The sequence below is a fragment of the Kitasatospora sp. NPDC041917 genome (assembly GCF_055589745.1).
This window is the reverse complement of record NZ_JBVJBI010000010.1, coordinates 132,449-152,726: the sequence shown is the minus strand read 5'-3', so window position 1 is coordinate 152,726 and position 20,278 is coordinate 132,449. Positions and strand designations below refer to the sequence as shown.

At 73.3% G+C, this 20,278-nt stretch carries 19 protein-coding genes; 14 read left to right on the top strand and 5 right to left on the bottom strand.

Translation table 11 applies throughout. From position 1 onward, the window contains the following. Positions 1 to 2 precede the first annotated feature (2 nt). The 4 genes from rimI to ACZ6EM_RS15075 are packed head-to-tail and all read left to right on the top strand — an operon-like array spanning position 3 to position 2,821. Positions 3 to 491: a ribosomal protein S18-alanine N-acetyltransferase gene (gene rimI / locus ACZ6EM_RS15090; protein ID WP_387686383.1), complete on the top strand. Its 489-nt coding sequence runs from the start codon at positions 3 to 5 to the stop codon at positions 489 to 491. Beyond that, the gene (tsaD, locus tag ACZ6EM_RS15085; protein WP_401053889.1) at positions 484 to 1,575 is read left to right on the top strand and encodes a tRNA (adenosine(37)-N6)-threonylcarbamoyltransferase complex transferase subunit TsaD; all 1,092 of its coding nucleotides are present in this window, start codon (positions 484 to 486) and stop codon (positions 1,573 to 1,575) included. The genes rimI and tsaD overlap by 8 nt, the downstream gene beginning before the upstream one ends. Beyond that, entirely contained in the window at positions 1,572 to 1,832 is a 261-nt protein-coding gene (locus ACZ6EM_RS15080; protein WP_401053890.1) for a hypothetical protein, read from the top strand. The genes tsaD and ACZ6EM_RS15080 overlap by 4 nt, the downstream gene beginning before the upstream one ends. A gap of 50 nt (positions 1,833 to 1,882) precedes the next feature. Beyond that, positions 1,883 to 2,821, top strand: coding sequence for a polysaccharide deacetylase family protein (locus ACZ6EM_RS15075; RefSeq protein ID WP_465772528.1), 939 nt, complete (start codon positions 1,883 to 1,885; stop codon positions 2,819 to 2,821). Positions 2,822 to 2,842: 21 nt separating this feature from the next. Here ACZ6EM_RS15075 and ACZ6EM_RS15070 read toward each other — a convergent pair whose 3' ends face one another. Continuing rightward, complete coding sequence (locus tag ACZ6EM_RS15070; RefSeq protein WP_401046474.1) at positions 2,843 to 4,027, bottom strand: THUMP-like domain-containing protein; 1,185 nt, start codon at positions 4,025 to 4,027, stop codon at positions 2,843 to 2,845. A 41-nt stretch (positions 4,028 to 4,068) separates the two neighbouring features. Further along, positions 4,069 to 4,398, bottom strand: a complete 330-nt coding sequence (locus tag ACZ6EM_RS15065; RefSeq protein ID WP_401046477.1) for a hypothetical protein — start codon at positions 4,396 to 4,398, stop codon at positions 4,069 to 4,071. A gap of 466 nt (positions 4,399 to 4,864) precedes the next feature. Between ACZ6EM_RS15065 and groES the strand changes: the two genes are divergently transcribed. The 3 genes from groES to ACZ6EM_RS15050 all read left to right on the top strand — a co-directional run bounded on the left by groES (position 4,865) and on the right by ACZ6EM_RS15050 (position 8,043). Then, positions 4,865 to 5,170 carry a co-chaperone GroES gene (groES, locus tag ACZ6EM_RS15060; protein ID WP_014136232.1) on the top strand — a complete coding sequence of 102 codons (306 nt, stop codon included), beginning with the start codon at positions 4,865 to 4,867 and terminating at the stop codon, positions 5,168 to 5,170. A gap of 116 nt (positions 5,171 to 5,286) precedes the next feature. Beyond that, positions 5,287 to 6,912, top strand: a complete 1,626-nt coding sequence (groL, locus tag ACZ6EM_RS15055) for a chaperonin GroEL (RefSeq protein WP_359897486.1) — start codon at positions 5,287 to 5,289, stop codon at positions 6,910 to 6,912. A 132-nt stretch (positions 6,913 to 7,044) separates the two neighbouring features. After that, positions 7,045 to 8,043 carry a LysR family transcriptional regulator gene (locus ACZ6EM_RS15050; RefSeq protein ID WP_465772527.1) on the top strand — a complete coding sequence of 333 codons (999 nt, stop codon included), beginning with the start codon at positions 7,045 to 7,047 and terminating at the stop codon, positions 8,041 to 8,043. Positions 8,044 to 8,142: 99 nt separating this feature from the next. Here ACZ6EM_RS15050 and ACZ6EM_RS15045 read toward each other — a convergent pair whose 3' ends face one another. After that, positions 8,143 to 8,469, bottom strand: a complete 327-nt coding sequence (locus ACZ6EM_RS15045) for a WhiB family transcriptional regulator (protein ID WP_387686340.1) — start codon at positions 8,467 to 8,469, stop codon at positions 8,143 to 8,145. 562 nt (positions 8,470 to 9,031) lie between these two features. Here ACZ6EM_RS15045 and ACZ6EM_RS15040 point away from each other — a divergent pair. From ACZ6EM_RS15040 to ACZ6EM_RS15025, 4 genes are all read left to right on the top strand, one after another. Continuing rightward, a complete protein-coding gene (locus ACZ6EM_RS15040) occupies positions 9,032 to 9,643 on the top strand; it encodes a response regulator transcription factor (protein ID WP_014136228.1) in 612 nt (203 codons plus the stop codon). 497 nt (positions 9,644 to 10,140) lie between these two features. Next, the gene (gene shbA / locus ACZ6EM_RS15035) at positions 10,141 to 10,698 is read left to right on the top strand and encodes an RNA polymerase sigma factor ShbA (RefSeq protein ID WP_359897585.1); all 558 of its coding nucleotides are present in this window, start codon (positions 10,141 to 10,143) and stop codon (positions 10,696 to 10,698) included. A gap of 294 nt (positions 10,699 to 10,992) precedes the next feature. Next, positions 10,993 to 12,495: an IMP dehydrogenase gene (gene guaB, locus ACZ6EM_RS15030; protein WP_401046481.1), complete on the top strand. Its 1,503-nt coding sequence runs from the start codon at positions 10,993 to 10,995 to the stop codon at positions 12,493 to 12,495. Between the two features lie 241 nt (positions 12,496 to 12,736). Further along, entirely contained in the window at positions 12,737 to 13,864 is a 1,128-nt protein-coding gene (locus tag ACZ6EM_RS15025; RefSeq protein WP_380356899.1) for a GuaB3 family IMP dehydrogenase-related protein, read from the top strand. Between the two features lie 79 nt (positions 13,865 to 13,943). On the opposite strand, the gene ACZ6EM_RS15020 is transcribed toward ACZ6EM_RS15025, so the two are convergent. After that, the gene (locus tag ACZ6EM_RS15020) at positions 13,944 to 14,507 is read right to left on the bottom strand and encodes a hypothetical protein (protein ID WP_401053660.1); all 564 of its coding nucleotides are present in this window, start codon (positions 14,505 to 14,507) and stop codon (positions 13,944 to 13,946) included. 253 nt (positions 14,508 to 14,760) lie between these two features. Here ACZ6EM_RS15020 and ACZ6EM_RS15015 point away from each other — a divergent pair, with 253 nt between their 5' ends. Beyond that, a complete protein-coding gene (locus ACZ6EM_RS15015) occupies positions 14,761 to 16,644 on the top strand; it encodes a serine/threonine-protein kinase (RefSeq protein WP_465772526.1) in 1,884 nt (627 codons plus the stop codon). Between the two features lie 7 nt (positions 16,645 to 16,651). Here ACZ6EM_RS15015 and ACZ6EM_RS15010 read toward each other — a convergent pair whose 3' ends face one another. Then, a complete protein-coding gene (locus tag ACZ6EM_RS15010) occupies positions 16,652 to 17,182 on the bottom strand; it encodes an SHOCT domain-containing protein (protein ID WP_401053663.1) in 531 nt (176 codons plus the stop codon). A 56-nt stretch (positions 17,183 to 17,238) separates the two neighbouring features. On the opposite strand from ACZ6EM_RS15010, the gene ACZ6EM_RS15005 reads away from it, so the two are divergent. Next, entirely contained in the window at positions 17,239 to 18,354 is a 1,116-nt protein-coding gene (locus ACZ6EM_RS15005; RefSeq protein WP_465772525.1) for a protein kinase domain-containing protein, read from the top strand. Between the two features lie 161 nt (positions 18,355 to 18,515). Next, a complete protein-coding gene (locus ACZ6EM_RS15000) occupies positions 18,516 to 20,276 on the top strand; it encodes a serine/threonine-protein kinase (protein WP_452180426.1) in 1,761 nt (586 codons plus the stop codon). Positions 20,277 to 20,278 lie beyond the last annotated feature (2 nt).

Sequence of the window (20,278 nt, the reverse complement as noted above, 5' to 3'; positions counted from 1 at the left end):
CGATGCGCTGGTGGGACATCGCGCCGGTGCTGGAGCTGGAGCTGCGGCTCTTCCCCGAGGACGCCTGGTCCGCCGGGATGTTCTGGTCCGAACTGGCCGAGTCCCACCCCGGCGGCACCCGCCACTACACCGTCGCGGCCGCCCCGGACGGCACGATCGTCGGCTACGCCGGCCTGATGGCGATCGCCGGTGAGGGCGACGTCCAGACCATCGCCGTCGACGCGCGCCACCAGGGCGCCGGCCTCGGCGCGGCGCTGCTCACCGACCTGATCCGGGAGGCCGCCCGGCGCGAGTGCGCCGAGCTGCTGCTGGAGGTGCGGGTGGACAACCCGCGCGCCCAACGGCTGTACGAGCGCCACGGCTTCGAACCGGTGGGCATCCGGCGCGGCTACTACCAGCCCGCCAACGTCGACGCGCTGGTGATGCGCCTCGACTCCCCGAGCACTGACAGCACTGACCCGAAGGACATTGAGGACACCCGCCATGGCTGACGAACCGCTCGTCCTCGGCATCGAGACCTCCTGCGACGAGACCGGCGTCGGCATCGTGCGCGGCACCACGCTGCTGGCCGACGCGGTCGCCTCCAGCGTCAACGACCACGCCCGCTTCGGCGGCGTCGTCCCGGAGATCGCCAGCCGCGCGCACCTGGAGGCGATGGTCCCGACCATCCAGCGCGCCCTGGACACCGCCGGGATCAAGGCGAGCGACCTGGACGGCATCGCCGTCACCGCGGGCCCCGGCCTGGCCGGCGCGCTGCTGGTCGGCGTCAGCGCCGCGAAGGCGTACGCCTGGGCGCTGGACAAGCCGCTGTACGGGGTCAACCACCTCGCCTCGCACATCTGCGTCGACCAGCTGGAGCACGGCCGGCTGCCCTCGCCGACGATGGCCCTGCTGGTCTCCGGCGGGCACTCCTCGCTGCTGCTCAGCGAGGACATCACCAGCGACGTCCGCCCGCTCGGCGCGACCATCGACGACGCGGCCGGCGAGGCCTTCGACAAGGTCGCCCGGGTGCTCGGCCTCGGCTTCCCCGGCGGCCCGATCGTCGACCGCACGGCCCGCGAGGGCGACCCGAAGGCGATCGCCTTCCCGCGCGGCCTGACCGGCAAGAACGACCCGGAGTACGACTTCTCCTTCTCCGGCCTGAAGACCGCCGTCGCCCGCTGGGTGGAGGCCAGGCGCCGGGCCGGCGAGGAGGTGCCGATCGCCGACGTGGCGGCGTCCTTCCAGGAGGCGGTCACCGACGTGCTCACCCGCAAGGCCGTCAAGGCGTGCAAGGACAGCGGCGTCGACCACCTGATGATCGGCGGCGGCGTGGCGGCCAACTCGCGGCTGCGCGAGATGGCCCAGCAGCGCTGCGACCGGGCCGGCATCCGGCTGCGGGTGCCCCGGCCGGGCCTGTGCACCGACAACGGCGCGATGGTCGCGGCGCTCGGCGCCGAGATGGTGTGGCGCGACCGCACGCCGTCCGCCTTCGACCTGTCCGCCGACTCCTCGCTGCCGGTGACCGAGGTCCACGTGCCCCACACCGACGTCCACGGCCAGGCCTACGACGCCCTCGGCGGTGGCGCGGCATGACCGTCGCCGCGATGTGGGAGGCCCGGGCCGCCGACGGGTGCGGGCCCGAACTCGCCGCCTGGGCACGGGAGTCGGCGCTGCCCCGGCTTCGCGGCTCGGCCGGGCTGGAGCGCCTCGAACTGCTCACCGCCCCGGGCGGGCGGGTGCTGCTGATCACCTGGTGGAACGGCGAGCCGGTGCCCGTCGCCGACCCGCCGGCCGAGCTGCTCGGCCGCCCGGTGCACCGCTGGTCCTTCACCAGCGAGCACCTGGAGTAGCCCCGTACCGGGAACCGCGGGACCGGCCGTTACCGTGCATAGCTGAGAGAATGCTGGACGGGAACCGGGAGCGCGCAGCGGTGATCAGGAACGGGCGGAGCAGGACCAGGACGTACGCGGCGGGGGCGGTGGCCCTGCTGGCCCTCGCCACCGGGTGCGGCGACAACGGGGGCGGCGGCAGCGCCGCCCCGGCCGCCGCGACCACGCCGGCCGCGCCCCGGCCCTCCGGCGCCGCGCCGGCCGCGGCCGCGACCACCGCCGCCGCGGCCGGCGCCCCGGCGGGAGCGGGCGCGGCGGCCTGGGCCAAGTGGAACCTCTCCCCGCTCGCCCCCGCCCCGGCGCCGCCCGCCGACAAGCCGATAAAGCTCGAACGGACCGGCCCCGTCCCGGTGTTCAGCGACGTGAAAACGAGCGACAAGGTCGTCTTCATCACCATCGACGACGGGGCCGAGAAGGACCCGAAGTTCGTCGAGATGCTCACCGACCTCAAGGTGCCGATATCGATGTTCCTGACCCGGGACATCGTCAAGAACGACTACGCCTACTTCAAGCCGCTCCAGGCCCTGGGCAACCACGTCCAGAACCACACCGTGGACCACCCGGTGATGAGCAGGATCCCGGCGGAGAAGCAGAAGTCCGAGATCTGCGACGCGCAGTCCGCGCTCACCCAGCAGTACGGCGCCGCCCCGCTGCTGTTCCGCCCGCCGTTCGGCGACGGCGCCAACACCCCGACGCTCAACACCTCCGTCCAGCAGTGCGGCCCGCGCGCGATGGTGCTCTGGCGCGAGTCGATGCAGATCCACGACATGCAGTACCAGGCGGGGGACAAGCAGCTGAAGCCCGGCGACATAATCCTGGCGCACTTCCGCGGCCCCAAGGAGCTGAAGGGCGCCACGATGACCCAGATGTTCGGCGACCTGCTGGCCCGGATACAGGAGCAGGGCTTCTCGGTGGCGCGGCTGGAGGACTACATCCAGCCACCCGCGTGACCGACGCCGCGGGTCGACCCCCTAGGACGCCGCGACCGGCTGTCCCAGCATCATCAGCGGCCCGTTGTCGGTGCGGCTGAGGATCACCGTGACACTGTTCGGCCCGGAGGGCTTGAGCTGGCGGCGCAGCTCCTCCGGGGTGATCGCCATCCCGCGCTTCTTGATCACCACCGTGCCGACCGCCCGCTCGCGCAGCAGCGCCTTCAGCTTCTTGATGTGGAACGGCAGCACGTCGGTGAGCTCGAAGGCGTGCGCGTACGGGGTGGCGACCAGCTCGTCCGAGGTCAGGTAGGCGATCTTCGGGTCGATCAGCCGGCCGCCCACCCGCCCGGCCACCTCGGCCACCAGGTGGGCCCGGATCACCGCGCCGTCCGGCTCGTACAGGTACCGCCCGACCGGGCCGGCCGGCGGGTCGGGCAGGTCGCCGCCGGTCAGGCTGGCGCCCTGCGGCAGCAGGGTGGCGCGGTGCGGGCTCGCGGCCCTGGTGCCGAACCAGAGCACCGCCTCCTTGACGTCACCGTGGTCGGAGACCCACTCGGCCTCGGCGTCCCGGGGCACGGCCTCGTGCGGGATGCCCGGCGCGACCTTCAGCGCGCCGATCGGGGTCCGCCGGCCGGCCTCGATCGCCCAGGAGAGCGGTGGGGCGTACGCCTCCGGGTCGAACACCCGGCCGCGCGAGGTGCGCCGGGCCGGGTCGGTGAACACCGCGTCGTAGCCGGTGACGTCCACCTCGGCGACGTCCGCGCAGCGCACCTCGACCAGCTCGGACAGGCCCAGGGCGGCGGCGTTGGCCGCGGTGGCGGCGCAGGCCGCCGGGTCCTTGTCGACGGCCAGCACCTCGATGCCCGCCCGGGCCAGCGCCAGCACGTCCCCGCCGATGCCGCAGCACAGGTCCGCCAGCCGTCGGACGCCCAGCGCGGCGAACCGCTGCGCCCGCCACTCGGCCACGCTGCGCCGGGTGGACTGCTCGACCCCGTTGGGCGTGAAGTACATCAGGTCGGCGTCCGCCCCGAACTTCGCCCGCGCCCGCTGCCGCAGCCGCGCCTGCCCGAAGGCCGCCGAGACCAGCTCCGCCGGATGCTCCCGGCGCAGGCGGGTCGCCAGCGCCAGCTCCTCCTCGGGGGTGAACTCGCGCAACTCGGCGAGCAGGGCCTGGCCCTCGGGCGTCAGCAGCGGCTGGAGGTTCTCGGTGTCCACGGGGGCCATTCTCGCCGCTCGGCCGGTCGGTGACCGCAGTGGTGCGGCGGTCACCGGCCGATGACGGGGATGCCGGAGGCGAGCCGGCCCACGAGCACGCCCAGCGGTGCTGCGGCCACCGCGGCGTACGGCGTGATCCGGTAGCCGAGCCGTCGGGTGCCCCGGAAGGTCAGGGTCAGCAGCACGAGCAGGACCACGACGCCGAAGACGTCCAGGGCCACGGTCCCGGGGCCGTACAGGGCGAGCAGCTTCAGCACGTTGAGCACGAGCGATCCGAGGAACACCGCGACGGCGGTCACCGCGAGCACCACCGCGGCGAGCACCAGGTCCGCCGCCCAGTGGATCCGCGGCGGCTCGGACGGGGCGGCCGGTCGGCTCACCGGAGCGCCCCCGGGAGGAGCGGCAGCGCGGGCGGGGCGTCCTTCGCGCCGGAGGGGTCGACGCGTACCGGGGTGTCGGTCATGGCAGGAGTCTGCCCGAGGGAGTGCCGCCCGTACAGGTGAACGGCAGTACGGCCCCCAGCAGGGGCGGCGCCGGCGCGGCGAGGGCGGCGTCCCTGGGCCGGGACGGGCCGGGACGCACCGGGATCGAGGTCATGGCAGGAGTCTGCGGGGGCCGGGCCGGGGCGCACATGAGTGCGGCTGCTCATCCGCGGAACCGGGGCCCCCAGGGCGCGTCGTTGGCACTCTGGTTGACTGAGTGCTAACACGGCCCTATGGTCGTCCTTGGCACTCTCCACCGGGAGAGTGCTAACGCGACGACGTGTGTCTGACCCCCGCGACGGCAGGCCCGCAGGATCGCCCTACCCGTTAGAAAACCCCGTAATCTCCGAAGGGGAGCTCGGACGTGACCACCAGCAGCAAGGTTGCCATCAAGCCGCTCGAGGACCGCATTGTGGTCCAGCCGCTCGACGCCGAGACCACCACGGCCTCCGGCCTGGTTATCCCGGACACCGCCAAGGAGAAGCCCCAGGAGGGCGTCGTTCTGGCCGTCGGCCCGGGCCGCTTCGAGGACGGCCAGCGTCTGCCGCTCGACGTCGCCGTGGGTGACATCGTCCTGTACTCGAAGTACGGCGGCACCGAGGTGAAGTACCAGGGCGAGGAGTACCTGGTGCTCTCCGCCCGCGACGTCCTCGCGATCATCGAGAAGTAAGACGTTCCGACCCGCCCCGGATCCGTGTCCCAAGTGACAGGGGCCCGGGGCGTGGTTGTTGGTTCACGTAGTTCGGCGGCCGGTGGGCCGGCCGCAGCCCCGAGGGAATAGGGAACATGGCGAAGATCCTGCAGTTCGACGAGGACGCCCGCCGCTCGCTGGAGCGCGGTGTCAACAAGCTGGCCGACACCGTCAAGGTGACCATCGGCCCCAAGGGCCGCAACGTCGTCATCGACAAGAAGTTCGGCGCCCCGACCATCACCAACGACGGTGTCACCATCGCCCGCGAGGTCGAGCTGGACGACCCGTACGAGAACCTTGGCGCGCAGCTCGTCAAGGAGGTCGCCACCAAGACCAACGACGTCGCGGGTGACGGCACCACCACCGCCACCGTGCTGGCCCAGGCCCTGGTCAACGAGGGTCTGCGCAACGTCGCCGCCGGTGCCGGCCCGGCCGCCCTGAAGAAGGGCATCGACAAGGCCGTCGCCGCCGTCTCCGAGCACCTGCTCTCGATCGCCCGCGAGATCGAGGGCAAGGACGACGTCGCCGCCGTCGCGTCCCTCTCCGCCCAGGACACCCAGGTCGGCGAGCTGATCGCCGAGGCGATCGACAAGGTCGGCAAGGACGGTGTCATCACCGTCGAGGAGTCGAACACCTTCGGCGTGGAGCTGGACTTCACCGAGGGCATGCAGTTCGACAAGGGCTACCTGTCGCCGTACTTCGTCACCGACGCGGAGCGGCAGGAGGCGGTCCTGGAGGACCCGTACATCCTGATCAACCAGGGCAAGATCTCCTCCATCCAGGAGCTGCTGCCGCTGCTGGAGAAGATCCTCCAGGGCGGTGCCTCCAAGCCGCTGCTGATCATCGCCGAGGACGTCGACGGCGAGGCGCTGTCGACCCTGGTGGTCAACAAGATCCGCGGCACCTTCAACGCCGTCGCCGTCAAGGCCCCGGGCTTCGGCGACCGCCGCAAGGCGATCCTCGGCGACCTGGCCGTCCTGACCGGCGGCACGGTCATCTCCGAGGAGGTCGGCCTCAAGCTCGACCAGGTCGGCCTGGACGTGCTAGGCACCGCCCGCCGCGTGACCATCACCAAGGACGAGACCACCGTCGTCGACGGCGCCGGTGACTCCGAGGCCGTGGCCGGCCGCGTCGCCCAGATCAAGGGCGAGATCGCCGCGACCGACTCCGACTGGGACCGCGAGAAGCTGCAGGAGCGCCTGGCCAAGCTGGCCGGCGGCGTCTGCGTCATCAAGGTCGGCGCCGCCACCGAGGTGGAGCTGAAGGAGCGCAAGCACCGCCTGGAGGACGCCATCTCGGCGACCCGTGCCGCGGTCGAGGAGGGCATCGTCGCCGGCGGTGGCGCCTCCCTGGTCCACGCCGCCAAGGTGCTGGACGGTGGCCTGGGCCTGTCGGGCGACGAGGCGACCGGTGTCGCGGTCGTCCGCAAGGCGCTGCACGAGCCGCTGCGCTGGATCGCCCAGAACGCCGGCCTGGAGGGCTACGTCATCACCTCCAAGGTCTCCGAGCTGGAGGCCGGCCAGGGCTACAACGCCGCCACCGGCGAGTACGGCGACCTGGTGAAGGCCGGCGTCATCGACCCGGTCAAGGTCACCCGCTCCGCCCTGGAGAACGCCGCCTCGATCGCCTCCCTGCTTCTCACCACCGAGACCCTCGTGGTGGAGAAGAAGGAGGAGGAGGCCGACAACGGTCACGGCCACGGCCACGGCCACTCGCACTGAGGCTCCGACGCCTGACCGGAGGCCCGGTCCGCGCCCCGCGAGGGGTGGCGGGCCGGGCCTCCGGCGTTCACCTTCACTGTTCAACTATCAGTAGAATTTTGCAGAATGCAAAGATTGCCTTATAACTGAGGCATGATCGAGGCCCGCCATCTGCGCGTCCTGCGTGCCGTCGCCCGCACCGGCTCCTTCTCCGCCGCCGCCCGCGAGCTGGGGTGTACGCAGCCCGCCATCAGCCAGCAGATGAAGGCGCTGGAGAAGTCGGTGGACACCCCGCTGGTGGTCCGCTCGGGCCGCGGGATGCAGCTCAGCGAGGCCGGCCGGGTCCTGCTCAAGCATGCCACCGGAATCCTGGCCGGGCTCTCGGCCGCCGAGGAGGAGGTGGCCGCGATCGCCGGGCTGCGGGCCGGGCGGGTGCGGCTGGTCTCCTTCCCGACCGCGAGCTCCACCCTGGTGCCGCCCGCGGTCGCCCGCCTGCGGGACGGCCATCCGGGGGTGCGCGTGTCGCTGGTCGAGGCGGAGCCGCCGGAGTCGCTGGCGATGCTGCGCGGCGGCGAGTGCGAGATCGCGCTGGCCTTCCGCTACCCGCAGTCCGGCGGCGCCGTCGCGCTCCCGGCGCCGGCCCACGGCACGCCGCGCGAGGCCCGGGCCGAGGCCAATCTGGAGGCGCAGCAGCTGACCGCGGGGTCCGACTGGTCCGATCTGGTGGTCACCCCGCTGCTGGACGACCCGCTGGTGGGCCTGCTGCCCGCCGGCCACGGGCTGGCGGGGCGGGGCGGCGCGGTCGGGCTGGCCGAGCTGGCGGGGGAGCAGTGGATCGCCGGCTGCCCGCAGTGCCGGGGGCACCTGGTGGAGCTGTGCGCCGGGGCGGGCTTCGAGCCGCGGATCGACTTCGCGACGGACGACTACCCGGCGGTGGTCGGCCTGGTGGCGGCCGGGCTGGGGGTGGCGGTGCTGCCCCGGCTGGCGCTCCGGTCGGTGCGTCCTGACGGCGTGTCGACGGTGCCGGTGCACACGGCCTCCGGGGCGCCCGCGGTGCGCCAGGTGGTCGCGCTGACCCTGCCGGACCTGGCGGAGGTGCCGGCCGTGGCGCTGATGCTGGAGCGGCTGGCGGGGGCGGCCGCCGATCGCTGACGGTGGGTGACGGGACCGCGGGGGTCCGGCACGTAGGGTGAGCCAGAAGGCTGAAGCGCCGCGAAGGAACGTTTCTTCACGGCGCTCACGGAGTCGGGTCTAGCGCTGGGCGACCGCCGGCGGGGCCAGCGGGACCTCGATCAGTCGGTGCCGCGAGCGCCCCAGCATCTCCTCGCGCTCGTCCTCGGTCATCCCGCCCCAGACGCCGTACGGCTCACGGACCGCCAGCGCGTGCGCCGCGCACTCGGCGATCACCGGGCAGCGCATGCAGACCTCCTTGGCGCTGGCCTCGCGCGAACTGCGCGCGGCCCCGCGCTCGCCCTCGGGGTGGAAGAAGAGCGAGCTGTCCACGCCACGGCAGGCTGCGGAGAGCTGCCAGTCCCAGAGGTCCGCGTTGGGACCGGGGAGGCGGGAGAAATCTGCCATGGCTCATTCCCTTCAGAGGCTGTCGGCCGTCGGCCGGGCGTTCGGCGGGGCTGCTGCCGAGCGGTGCGGCGGGGCTTCGATGCACTGGTGTGGACACCTGGAAATATGACTTAAGGCAACTCCATGGACAAGTCACCCACACACTGGCACAACAGTCAATGACCATACGAAAGCTATAAAAACGGGCATAGTGGGCAAGGGCTCCGCCGGGCGCGGGCGTGGCAATCGGGTGGCCGACGGGCGCGCGACGTGCCGAATCGGTGTGCGGGTCGTACGCCCACCGCGCGCGAGCTGCGCAAAAGTGCGGCGTGTGCACCGCGATGCGGCTGATCGGTAATGGGTTGGCCACGTACAGTGGTGGAGATGGCCCCGAAGGCCGTAACTCATTCGAGTGACGGTCGTTGGAAGTGCGGAGGCGGTTAGCGGGCGCCGGACGTCGGGAACGATCGCGGGCAGGTTGGGGCGATCAGGACGGAGTCTGTCGCCGATCGGCCGTGTCGGAGAGGTTCGTACCAGCCAGGAGGCTCAACGTGACGCGGATCAGCTGCGGAGGACGACGGTCATGACTTCCGTTCTCGTTTGCGACGATTCCCCGCTCGCCCGCGAGGCGCTTCGCCGCGCGGTCGCGACCGTACCCGGTGTGGACCGGGTCACCACCGCGACGAACGGGGAGGAGGTCCTCCGCCGCTGGGTGGCCGACCGCTCCGATCTCGTTCTGATGGACGTCCGGATGCCCGGCCTCGGCGGGGTCGAGACGGTCCGGCGGCTGCTGTCCGCCGACCCCGGCGCGCGGATCATCATGCTCACCGTCGCCGAGGACCTCGACGGCGTCGCGCTCGCGGTGGCCGCCGGCGCCCGCGGGTACCTGCACAAGGACGCCTCGCGCGCCGAGCTGCGGGCCACCGTCACCCAGGCCCTCGCCGACCCGACCTGGCGGCTCGCCCCGCGCCGGCTGCGCAGCCCCGACATGGGCGCGGCACCGACGCTGACGGCGCGTGAGATCCAGGTGCTGGAGGGCATGAGCCACGGCCGCAGCAACGCCGAGATCGGCCGTGAACTGTTCCTCTCCGAGGACACCGTCAAGACCCACGCCCGACGGCTGTTCAAGAAGCTCGGGGCCTCCGACCGGGCGCACGCGGTGGCGCTGGGTTTCCGCTGGGGCCTGGTCCGCTGACCACCGGCGGCGCCGCCGGGTGCGGCGTGCCGCCGGCGGTTCCCGGAGCGGGTGCCGCACAGGCGTGTGACGTTACGGTCCCGAGGTTGCACCATGGAGGAGTGGAGCACCTCGGGGACCAGCGGACAGGCACTGCGGCGAACCACACGGCCGCAGGACACTCGGCGGACGGCGCGACGGACGGGACCACCACCGATCGCGGCGGGGCGGGAGGCGGCACGGTGCAGGAGGGGCCGGTGGTGCGGGGCACGCCCTACGGTGCCGCAGCGCATAACGTTCCGGTGCACAACTCCGGACGCGGTGCCGCGTTTTCCCGCTCGACCAGGCACCATGGACCGATGCGCGACGACGTCGCCGGTACGGCCGGCCAGGCGGACCCGGCGGAGGCCGAGCCCTCCGGTCCGGGCCGTGATCCGTCGTACGCCGACCCCGACGGTCCCGTCGGCCTGACCGGCCCGGACCGCCCGCCGGTACTCGGCACGGGCGGCTCGCCGCTGATGGGCGAACTGGTCGCGGCCGCGGTCCGCGGCGAGGGCCCGGCGATCGACGCGCTGCTCGCCTACGTCCACCCGCTGGCGCTGCGGTACTGCCGCGCCCGGCTGGTCCGGCTGCCCGGCGGGGCCCGGCACCACGTGGACGACGTCGCGCAGGAGGTCTGCGTGGCCGTGCTCTGCGCGCTGCCCCGGTACAAGGACCAGGGGCGTCCGTTCGAGGCCTTCGTGTACGGGATCGCCGCGCACAAGATCGCCGACCTCCAGCGGGCCGCGATGCGCGGACCCGGCTCGACCGTCGTGCCGCAGGACGACCTGCCCGAGGTGCCGGACGAGGCGCTCGGCCCCGAGGAGCAGGCGCTGCTGAGCAGCGACGCCGCCTGGGCGAAGGAACTCCTCTCCAACCTGCCGGCCCGTCAGCGCGAGCTGGTGCTGCTGCGGGTGGCCGCCGGGCTGTCGGCGGAGGAGACCGGCGAGGTGCTCGGGATGTCGCCCGGCGCCGTCCGGGTCGCCCAGCACCGGGCGCTCAGCCGGCTGCGGGCCCTCGCGGAGGAGTCCTCCTGATCGGGTCCCCCGATCCGGCGGCCCGTCCCGATCCGCACTCTTTCCACCGTTTCCGGGCGGAATGAGCCACGGGGCCGGGTTGTTGTCAAGGGCACACGAGGACACATTCGCGGTGCCAGTACCATGGGGTATCGGCGCCTGGGCGGGTTGCCAAAGTTTGACGGGTGCGCTCTGGGTCCCCTTGGAGGATCCTCCCATTGCATCCGGCTTCGGCGGTCTGCGCGAGTGAGCGATGAATGCGCCCCCACCCTCGGGCGTGAGCGGATAAGGCCGGCCACGGAAGGTACCCCCCAAATGTCTTACAACGCCGCAGGCGTACCCGAGAAGTTCGCGATGCTCGGGCTCACGTACGACGACGTGCTGCTGCTGCCCGGGGCCTCCGAGGTGCTGCCGAACCAGGTGGACACCTCCTCGCGGGTCTCCCGGAACGTGCGCGTCAACATCCCGCTGCTGTCCGCGGCGATGGACAAGGTGACCGAGTCGCGCATGGCCATCGCCATGGCCCGCCAGGGCGGCGTCGGCGTGCTGCACCGCAACCTGTCGGTCGAGGACCAGGCCAACCAGGTCGACCTGGTCAAGCGCTCCGAGTCCGGCATGGTCACCGACCCGATCACGGTCGGCCCGGAGACCACCCTGGCCGAGGCCGACGCGCTGTGCGCCAAGTTCCGCATCTCCGGCGTGCCGATCGCCGACGAGGCCGGCAAGCTGCTCGGCATCGTCACCAACCGCGACATGGCCTTCGAGTCGGACCGCAGCCGCCAGGTCCGCGAGATCATGACCCCGATGCCGCTGATCACCGGCAAGGTCGGCATCTCCGGGGTGGACGCGATGGCCCTGCTGCGCCGCCACAAGATCGAGAAGCTGCCGCTGGTCGACGACGAGGGCCGGATCAAGGGCCTGATCACCGTCAAGGACTTCGTCAAGGCCGAGCAGTACCCGAACGCGGCCAAGGACGCCGAGGGCCGGCTGCTGGTCGGCGCCGCCGTCGGTGCCAGCGCCGAGGCGTTCGACCGGGCCCAGGCCCTGGTCGAGGCCGGTGCGGACTTCCTGGTGGTGGACACCTCGCACGGCCACAGCCACAACGCGCTGGCCTGGATCGCGAAGATCAAGTCGGCCGTCAGGATCGACGTGGTCGGCGGCAACGTGGCCACCCGGGACGGCGCCCAGGCGCTGATCGACGCCGGCGTGGACGGCGTCAAGGTCGGCGTCGGCCCCGGCTCCATCTGCACCACCCGCGTGGTCGCCGGCATCGGCGTCCCGCAGGTCACCGCCATCTACGAGGCCGCCCAGGCCTGCCTGGCGGCCGGCGTGCCGGTCATCGGCGACGGCGGCCTGCAGTACTCGGGCGACATCGGCAAGGCGCTCGCCGCCGGTGCCGACACCGTGATGCTCGGCTCGCTGCTGGCCGGCTGCGAGGAGTCCCCGGGCGAGCTGATGTTCATCAACGGCAAGCAGTTCAAGTCCTACCGCGGCATGGGCTCGCTCGGCGCCATGCAGTCCCGCGGCCAGGGCCGCTCGTACTCCAAGGACCGCTACTTCCAGGCCGAGGTGGCCTCGGACGACAAGCTCGTCCCCGAGGGCATCGAGGGCCAGGTGCCCTACCGCGGCCCGCTGTCGGCCGTGCTGCACCAGCTCGTCGGCGGTCTGCGCCAGACCATGGGCTACGTCGGCGCCGCCACCGTCGCCGAGATGGAGAGCAAGGGCCGGTTCGTCCGGATCACCTCGGCGGGCCTCAAGGAGAGCCACCCGCACGACATCCAGATGACCGTCGAAGCGCCGAACTACTCGGCCCGCTGACCCGCTGAACCCCAGAAGGGCCCGCTGCCGCACCGCGGCGACGGGCCCTTCGGGCTGCCCGGGGTGCGGTCGATGTGCGTCGGGGGTGCGGCCCGGGGGCGCGGCTCCGGGCGCGGCCGGAGGCGTCCGGGGCGTGTCCGGGCCGTGGGCCGTCGGGGCGGGACCAGCGGCAGTACGGGATACTGGGGTGCGGCCGGGGTGACCCGGCGCGGGCATGAGCAACAAAGCAGAAGGGCTCGAAGTGACTGAGATCGAGATCGGGCGAGGCAAGCGCGGCCGACGGGCGTACGCCTTCGACGACATCGCCGTCGTCCCCAGCCGCCGTACCCGGGACCCGAAGGAGGTCTCGATCGCCTGGCAGATCGACGCGTACCGCTTCGAGCTGCCGTTCCTGGCCGCCCCGATGGACAGCGTGGTCTCGCCGCAGCAGGCCATCCAGATCGGCCGCCTCGGCGGTCTGGGCGTGCTGAACCTCGAAGGCCTGTGGACCCGCTACGAGGACCCGCAGCCGCTGCTGGACGAGATCGCCGCGATCACCGACGAGTCCACCGCGACCCGCCGCCTCCAGGAGATCTACGCGGCGCCGATCCGCGCCGAGCTGATCAAGCAGCGGATCCAGGAGGTCCGCGACTCCGGTGTGGTCACCGCCGCCGCGCTCTCGCCGCAGCGCACCGCCGAGTTCTCCAAGGCCGTGGTCGACGCCGGCGTCGACGTCTTCGTCATCCGCGGCACCACCGTCTCGGCCGAACACGTCTCCAGCGCCGCCGAGCCGCTCAACCTCAAGCAGTTCATCTACGAGCTGGACGTCCCGGTGATCGTCGGCGGCTGCGCCACCTACACCGCCGCGCTGCACCTGATGCGCACCGGCGCCGCCGGCGTCCTGGTCGGGTTCGGCGGGGGCGCCGCCCACACCACCCGGAACGTCCTGGGCATCCAGGTGCCGATGGCGACCGCCGTGGCCGACGTGGCGGCCGCCCGTCGCGACTACATGGACGAGTCCGGCGGGCGCTACGTGCACGTGATCGCGGACGGGGGCGTCGGCTACAGCGGGGACATCCCGAAGGCGGTCGCCTGCGGCGCGGACGCGGTGATGATCGGGGCCGCGCTGGCCCGGGCGACCGACGCCCCGGGCAAGGGGTTCCACTGGGGGATGGAGGCCGTCCACGAGGAGCTGCCGCGCGGCAAGCGGGTGAACCTCGGCGCGGTCGGCACCACCGAGGAGATCCTCACCGGGCCTTCGCACACCCCGGACGGGACCATGAACCTGTTCGGTGCGCTGCGGCGCGCGATGGCCACCACGGGGTACACGGAGCTCAAGGAGTTCCAGCGGGTCGAGGTGACGGTGAACCCGGCGCTCGATCACCGCTGACGGGTGTCGACGGGGCCCCTGCCGGGAATCGGCGGGGGCCTTCGGGGTTTTCGGGGGGCTTCCGGGAGGGGCGCCGGCGTCAGCTTCGGGTGGCGGTGCGGCGGGTGAGGAGGAAGCCGCCGATGAGGGCGATGGTGTAGAAGGCGGCGTCGAGGGGGCGGAGGTCAGCGCGCCAGGCGGTGACGGTGTCGTGCAGCAGGTCGTGGGGGGCGGGGCCTTCGGCGCGCAGGCGGCGGAGGTGTTCGATCAGTTGGCCGAGGAGGAGGGCGCCGGCGGCGAGGAGGGCGCCGAGCGGGGGGAGCGAGCGGCTCGTGCCGCCGAGGCGGCCGAGGGGGAGGGCGACCAGGCCGGCCGGGGCGATGGCCAGCCAGCCGAGGCTGTCGGCGGCGCGCAGGGGGGCGCTGCCGTAGGCCAGGCCGCCGATCAGCATGGCGAGCAGGGCGAGGGCCACGGCCAGGGCGGTGCGGCGGCGGGGGACGGGCCGGGGCGGGGGTTCGGTGGGTTCGAAACCGGCCACGGGGGCGCCGGGCATGCCGGGGGCGACGTAGCCCTCGGGGGCGGCCGGGGGCGGCGCGACCGAGTAGTGCTCGGCGGTGCGGGGCCGGGTCGATGGGCCGTCAGTGCCCGGCGCGGGTGCGGTCATGGGCGTCGAATCCCCCCGGAAAGACGATGAGCTGCCGAACGGTAGCAGTGGTTCGGGCAGATCTTGGCGAGTTTTCGATCACAGATCGAGCACGGAGCGCCGCGCCCGTTCCGGTTCGTCCCGGCTTGTGGCGGGGGCCGGGTGGTCGCGGGCCCTCCGGACAGGAGATGATGGAGGCTTGGGCGTCCGGGCCCCAGGTCGGGCCGACGCGCCGTCACCACGACCGCCAGCAGCACATGGGGGAACGTTCCGAATGACCCAGGCGCAGGGTTCCACCGGCCGCCTCCTGGCCGGCCGCTACCGCCTGAACGGCGTGCTCGGGCGCGGTGGCATGGGCACGGTCTGGCGCGCCGAGGACGAGATGCTGGGCCGGACCGTCGCGGTCAAGGAACTGCGGATGAACGCCAGCGTCGACGAGGAGGAGAAGCACCGGCTGATCACCCGGACGCTGCGCGAGGCCAAGGCGACCGCGCGGATCCGGCACAGTTCGGCGGTGACGGTCTTCGACGTGGTCGACGAGGACGACCGGCCGTGGATCGTCATGGAACTGGTCGAGTCCCGCTCGCTGGCCGACGTGGTGCGGGAGGACGGGCCGTTGGAGCCCGCCCGGGCCGCGGAGATCGCGCTGGACGTGCTGGGTGTGCTGAGCGCGGCGCACGCGCTGGGCATCCTGCACCGGGACGTCAAGCCGTCCAACGTGCTGATCGGCGAGGACGGCCGGGTGGTGCTCACCGACTTCGGCATCGCCAGTGTGGAGGGCGACGCCTCCGTCACCTCGACCGGGATGCTGGTCGGCGCGCCCTCGTACATCTCGCCGGAGCGGGCCCGCGGGCAGAAGCCCGGGCCGCCGGCCGATCTGTGGTCGCTGGGCGGCACGCTGTACGCGATGGTCGAGGGCCGGCCGCCGTACGACCGGGGCTCCGCGCTGGCCACGCTGACCGCGGTGATGACCGAGGACCTGGCGGCGCCGGTGAACGCCGGGCCGCTGCGGCCGGTGATCGAGGGGCTGCTGGCGAAGGACCCGGCCGAGCGCCTGGACGCCTCGCAGACCCGGTCGATGCTCAAGCGGGTGGTCGCGGAGTCCACCGCGCGGGCGGAGTCGACCACCGAGCACGCGGTGCCGGTGGAGAAGCCGGCCGGGGAGCCGGAGCCCGCGAAGGAGGCGCCGGAGCAGGCCGAGGAGGGCCGCAAGCGGCCCGTGGCCGGGCTGCTGGGGACGGTCCGGGTCGGTAGCCGGGCCCAGGACGAGGAGCCCGTCGAGAAGCCGGCCGGGGAGCCGGAGGCGCCGGAGCCGGAGTCGATCCGGCCGGTGACCAGCGAGTGGACGATGGGTGCGACGCAGGCGGCCGGGGCCGATCCGCGCACCGGTCGGCGGCGGCTGGCCATCGCCACCGTGATCGTGGTGCTGCTGCTGATCGCCGGGGTGGTGGCGGTGCTCCGGATGGTCGGCAACGAGGACGGCGGGTCGGGCGGCGGGGCCGCGCAGAGCGCGGGGGCCACCGCGCCGGCGGCGGGCACGGAGCCGGAGTCGAGCCCGAGCGCGGCGGCGCCGCCGGCGAGCGGACCCGCGCCGCAGCCGACCGGCGACCCGGCCGCGGTGCCGGACGCGCCCGCGCAGTCGGCCGGTGCGCCGGCGGCTCCCGTGCAGCCCCCGGCACCGGCCCAGACCCCGGCGCAGCCCACGCCGGGGGGCGTGCCGGCCGGGTACCACGAGTACAAGGACCCGAGCGGCTTCTCGGTCGTGCTGCCGGACGGTCTGCAGCCGACGGCGTCCGACGCCAACCGGCGGATCTTCAAGAACGCGGCGGACGGCAGCCAGCTGCGGATCGAGTGGACCACGTCGCCCGGCGCGAGCGCGGTCGCCGACTGGCAGGAGTCGGAGCCGAGCGTCCGCGGGCAGGTCACCAACTATCAGCGGCTGAACCTGGCGGCGATCACCTACCGGCAGTGGAGCAACGCCGCGGACTGGGAGTGGACCAACGGCACGCCCAGGATGCACTCGCTCAACCGCGGCTTCGTGACCGGGACCCCGGCCAAGTACGGGTACTCGATCTACTGGATCGTCCCGGACGCCGAGTGGGCCGCCCAGGCCCCGGTCCGGGACGTCGTCTTCAACAGCTTCCAGCCCGCGCCGTAGACAGGCTCTAACCGATCAGGCGTTGCTTGGCGCGGGTGAACTCGTCCTCGGTGAGGGCACCGGAGGTGCGCAGGGCGGCCAGCCGTTCGAGCTGGCTGATGAGCTGTTCGCCGGTGGCGGCTCCGGCCGGTGCGGCGGGCAGGGCCTTCGGGGTGTTGCGGGCGGTGCGGGCGGCGGCCCGGAGCCGCTCGGCGAAGAACTCGGCCTTGACCACGTCCTCGAAGCGGTGGGAGCCGGTGAGCGCCACCACCAGGAGCACTTCGCCGTTGAGCTTGGTGCGGGTCACGGTGACGTCGCTGACGGCGGCGAGCGGAACCGGGACCGGCGGCTTGCCGTCCTTCAGGAACAGGAGCCGATGGGTGGTCAGCACGAGCACTCCCTTGCGGAAGTGCTCGGGGTGGCGCCCGGCGGTGGAGGCGACCGGTTTCTCGCCGTCGATGACGGTCGCCTCCACGGCGCGGACGGCCTCGGCCTGGTTGGCCTTGCTGCTGTTCCCGGACGCCTTGAGGGCGGTGTCGATCAGATCGGTCCAGTCCATGGACCGAGCCTAAGGGAGCCGCTCAGTAGGCTGGTCGGCGAGCGAGAGGAACTGGCATGCGAGGCGGCCCCGAGCTGTTGCTGGCGGGACGGTACCGGCTGACGGACCGTCCCGGACCGCTGAGCGCCCACGCGGTGGACGAGTGGACCGGAGAATCGGTGCTGCTGAGCGCCCTGGAGCTGCCGGGGCTGCTGACGGTGGGGCAGGATCCGGAGGACGCCGCCGCGGCACAGGCGGACCGCCTGGTGCGGCGGGTGGCGGCGGTCGGTTCGGCCGCGCCGGTCGCGCACCCGCGGCTGCTGCGGGGGGTCGGCGCGTTCGTCGAGGGCGAGCTGCTGTGGACGGTGGAGGAGCGGCCGGCCGGGTGGACGGTGGCCGAGCTGCTCGCCGAGGGGCCGCTGCCGCCGTACCGGGCGGCCGAGTTGGCGGCGGACCTGGCGGGCGCGCTGCGGGCGCTGCACGCGGCCGGGCTGACCCACGGTGACCTGACCGCGGAGTCCGTGCTGGTCTGCGAGGACGGTGCGGCGATGCTCGGCGGACTGCTCGCCGGGGTGGCGCAGGAGGCGCTGGCCGAGGAGCTCGGCGGGCCGGCCGGGCGGCGTCGGTACGAGGTGCGGGCGACCCTGGTGGGTCCGGTGGCGGAGCGCTGGCCGCTGGACGGCGGCCCGGCGGGCGACTGCTGGGCGCTCGGGGTGCTGGTGCAGCGGATGGTCACCGGCCGCGCGCCGTACCCGGAGCGGAACGTGCCGGAGCTGGTGACGGCCGTACGGGACGGGCGGCGCGAGCCCTCGGTGGTGTGCGGGCCGCTCGGGCCGCTGGTGGAGCGGCTGTTGCAGGCCGATCCGGTGCGGCGGCCGACGGCGGAGGCGGTGCGCGGGGAGCTGGCGGAGCTGCTGGCGGGGGCGCCGGAGCCGGTCGACGAGGAGCGGGTGGCGGCGATTGCGGTGCCCGCTCCACCGGAGTCGAGGCAGCCGCGCCGGCGGGGCGGGAGGACCGGGGCCCCCGGGGGCGGCAGGAGTGCCCGAAAGGGCGGGAACGGCGGGGACTTCGGGGCAGGAAACGGTGCGAAGCCGCCCCGGATACCCCCGGCCCTATTGGGCCCGCTGTTGGTCGGTGGAGTGTTTGCGCTGCTCGCGCTGGGAATTGTCGCGGTGGTGCTGTTCGCGGGCTGACGATCCGCTGGGATTCCGGTCCTGCGGTTCAGCGGGTGGGCGTGATTACCCGGGGCGGCAAGGTGCGCCTAATGTGTGCGTGGGATTTGTTCGAACAGTGGTCTGCACCAGGCCCTCCGTCGCTGTGACGGCTGGCGGAGTGTGTGGGGGAGCGGGCGCAGATGGGCGTGCAGGACCGGCCGGAGGCGGCCGAGGCGGAGCGGTTGCTGGCCGGGCGGTACGAGCTCGGCGAGCGGCTCGGCCGGGGCGGCATGGGTACCGTCTGGCGGGCCTGGGACCGGATGCTCGACCGCGAGGTCGCGGTCAAGGAGCTGACCGTCAACCACCTGCCCGAGGAGGACCTCCAGATCCTGCACACCCGGATGAAGCGCGAGGCCAGCGCGGCCGCGCGGATCAAGCACCCCGGTGTGATCACCGTGCACGACGTGCTGGAGCAGGACGGCCGGCCGTGGATCGTGATGGAGCTGGTCGACGGCCGCTCGCTGGCCGACGTGATCAGCCAGGACGGCACCCTGCAGCCGCGCGCCGCCGCCGAGGTCGGCAGCCAGGTGCTGGCCGCGCTGCACCGGGGCCACCAGCTGGGTGTGCTGCACCGGGACGTGAAGCCGGCCAACGTGCTGCTGGAGCGCGGCACCGGGCGGGTGGTGCTGCTGGACTTCGGCATCGCGAAGTACGAGGGCTCGACCGAGCTGACCCGGCCGGGGGACCTGGTCGGGTCGCCGGACTACCTGGCGCCGGAGCGTGCCCAGGGCGAGCGGCCCGGGCCGGCCTCCGACCTGTGGGGCCTCGGGGCGACGCTGTACGCGGCGGTCGAGGGCCAGTCGCCGTTCCGGCGGGACTCGCCGATCAGCACGCTCGCCGCGGTGGTCGACGAGCCGCTGCCGGAGTCGCGGCGGGCCGGGCCGCTGGGGCCGGTGCTGGCCGCGCTGATGGCCAAGGACCCGGCCGAGCGGCCCACCGCGGACGAGGCGGCCAAGATGCTGGCCGAGGTGCAGGCCGGGCACACGATGGGCCTGAAGTCGGTCGCGGCGGTGCGCACGCCCACCCGGTCGGTGCCGGTGGTGGACCGCAGCGACGGCCCGGTGCCCGAGGCGGAGCCGGCCGAGGGCTCCGAGGAGCCGACCGAGCCGAAGGCCGCCGCACCCGCCGCGCCCGTCGTCCCCGTCGCGCCCGTCGTCCCTGTCGAACCGGACACCACCGGGGGCGCACAGGCCGCCGCCCGGGCGCACACCGGGCCCGTCGCGCCGGTGCCGCACTCCGTCACGCCCGAGCGGGGACCGGCCAAGCGCCGCAGCCTGCTGAAGATCGTCGGCATCGCGGTGGCCGTCGGCCTGCTGGCCGCCGCGGGCACCTTCCTCGTCACCCGGCACGTGGTCGGCGGCGACGGCCCCGACGACCCGACGCCGACCGCCGCGGAGTCCACCGGGCCCGAACCCACCAGCGACGCCACCCCCGCGGTGGCACCGCCCAACGGCTACCACTGGGTCGACGACCCGGCCGGCTTCCGCTTCCCGCTGCCGAACGGCACCCCGCCCTGGCAGCGGATCAGCGCCGGCGACAACCAGATCTTCTACAGCCCCGACGGCAAGGTGCACTACCTCCAGTTCGCCGTCACCGTCGGCCAGTCGGTCAAGCCGCTGGAGCACATGCGGCAGATGGAGACCAGCGTCTCCAAGTCGCTCAAGGACTACAAGCAGCACCGGATGGCCGGCACGGCGGTGAAGGGCCAGGAGGCGGCGGTCTGGGAGTTCAGCTACCTGGCCAAGGAGGGCGGCCGCCGGCGCGCGATCGAGACCGAGTTCATCAGCCAGGACGGCACCAGCTACGCGATCTACTCGTCCAGCCCGGACCGGGGCAGCGAGTGGAACGAGGCCGAACAGCGCTTCTACGCCGTGCTCAACAGCTTCACCCCGACCCGCTGACC

Coding starts and splice junctions, on each gene's coding strand:
- rimI (WP_387686383.1), top strand. CDS start 3: ATGCGCTGGTGGGACATCGCGCCGGTGCTGGAGCTGGAGCTGCGGCTC.
- tsaD (WP_401053889.1), top strand. CDS start 484: ATGGCTGACGAACCGCTCGTCCTCGGCATCGAGACCTCCTGCGACGAG.
- ACZ6EM_RS15080 (WP_401053890.1), top strand. CDS start 1,572: ATGACCGTCGCCGCGATGTGGGAGGCCCGGGCCGCCGACGGGTGCGGG.
- ACZ6EM_RS15075 (WP_465772528.1), top strand. CDS start 1,883: ATGCTGGACGGGAACCGGGAGCGCGCAGCGGTGATCAGGAACGGGCGG.
- ACZ6EM_RS15070 (WP_401046474.1), bottom strand. CDS start 4,027: ATGGCCCCCGTGGACACCGAGAACCTCCAGCCGCTGCTGACGCCCGAG.
- groL (WP_359897486.1), top strand. CDS start 5,287: ATGGCGAAGATCCTGCAGTTCGACGAGGACGCCCGCCGCTCGCTGGAG.
- ACZ6EM_RS15050 (WP_465772527.1), top strand. CDS start 7,045: ATGATCGAGGCCCGCCATCTGCGCGTCCTGCGTGCCGTCGCCCGCACC.
- ACZ6EM_RS15045 (WP_387686340.1), bottom strand. CDS start 8,469: ATGGCAGATTTCTCCCGCCTCCCCGGTCCCAACGCGGACCTCTGGGAC.
- ACZ6EM_RS15040 (WP_014136228.1), top strand. CDS start 9,032: ATGACTTCCGTTCTCGTTTGCGACGATTCCCCGCTCGCCCGCGAGGCG.
- shbA (WP_359897585.1), top strand. CDS start 10,141: ATGGGCGAACTGGTCGCGGCCGCGGTCCGCGGCGAGGGCCCGGCGATC.
- guaB (WP_401046481.1), top strand. CDS start 10,993: ATGTCTTACAACGCCGCAGGCGTACCCGAGAAGTTCGCGATGCTCGGG.
- ACZ6EM_RS15020 (WP_401053660.1), bottom strand. CDS start 14,507: ATGACCGCACCCGCGCCGGGCACTGACGGCCCATCGACCCGGCCCCGC.
- ACZ6EM_RS15015 (WP_465772526.1), top strand. CDS start 14,761: ATGACCCAGGCGCAGGGTTCCACCGGCCGCCTCCTGGCCGGCCGCTAC.
- ACZ6EM_RS15010 (WP_401053663.1), bottom strand. CDS start 17,182: ATGGACTGGACCGATCTGATCGACACCGCCCTCAAGGCGTCCGGGAAC.
- ACZ6EM_RS15005 (WP_465772525.1), top strand. CDS start 17,239: ATGCGAGGCGGCCCCGAGCTGTTGCTGGCGGGACGGTACCGGCTGACG.
- ACZ6EM_RS15000 (WP_452180426.1), top strand. CDS start 18,516: ATGGGCGTGCAGGACCGGCCGGAGGCGGCCGAGGCGGAGCGGTTGCTG.